Source organism: Staphylococcus sp. SA22, assembly GCF_054165785.1.
This window is the reverse complement of record NZ_JBSZQY010000029.1, coordinates 4978-5716: the sequence shown is the minus strand read 5'-3', so window position 1 is coordinate 5716 and position 739 is coordinate 4978. Positions and strand designations below refer to the sequence as shown.

The 739-nt window shown below is 31.0% G+C and carries 1 protein-coding gene and 1 pseudogene; both read left to right on the top strand.

The window, feature by feature from the left end; all coding sequences use genetic code 11:
• Positions 1–400 precede the first annotated feature (400 nt).
• Positions 401–484, top strand: a pseudogene (locus ACXQH5_RS13595) (MLS leader peptide); the annotation flags it as partial.
• A gap of 48 nt (positions 485–532) precedes the next feature.
• Positions 533–616 (top strand): 23S rRNA methyltransferase attenuation leader peptide, encoded by an 84-nt coding sequence (locus ACXQH5_RS13590; protein ID WP_001814874.1) that lies wholly within the window; start codon positions 533–535, stop codon positions 614–616.
• Positions 617–739: the final 123 nt, after the last annotated feature.

Here is a 739-nt window from a genome sequence, read left to right as displayed (position 1 = left end):
TTAGATGTCTAAAAAGCTTTAACTACAAGCTTTTTAGACATCTAATCTTTTCTGAAGTACATCCGCAACTGTCCATACTCTGATGTTTTATATCTTTTCTAAAAGTTCGCTAGATAGGGGTCCCGAGCGCCTACGAGGAATTTGTATCGATAAGAAATAGATTTAAAAATTTCGCTGTTATTTTGTACATTTAACTTGACGGTGACATCTCTCTATTGTGAGTTATTAGTGGTACAGTTTTCAACCGTTTTAATTATAAAAAAGTGGTGCATTTTTAAATTGGCACAAACAGGTAACGGTTATTGCAGGTGTATTTCTTATCTATGGGTTTAACATGGATTTTATCATTAAAATCATGAGTATTGTCCGAGAGTGATTGGTCTTGCGTATGGTTAACCCTAAAGTTATGGAAATAAGACTTAGAAGCAAACTTAAGAGTGTGTTGATAGTGCATTATCTTAAAATTTTGTATAATAGGAATTGAAGTTAAATTAGATGCTAAAAATTTGTAATTAAGAAGGAGGGATTCGTCATGTTGGTATTCCAAATGCGTAATGTAGATAAAACATCTACTGTTTTGAAACAGACTAAAAACAGTGATTACGCAGATAAATAAATACGTTAGATTAATTCCTACCAGTGACTAATCTTATGACTTTTTAAACAGATAACTAAAATTACAAACAAATCGTTTAACTTCTGTATTTATTTATAGATGTAATCACTTCAGGAGTGATTA

Coding starts and splice junctions, on each gene's coding strand:
- ACXQH5_RS13590 (WP_001814874.1), top strand. CDS start 533: ATGTTGGTATTCCAAATGCGTAATGTAGATAAAACATCTACTGTTTTG.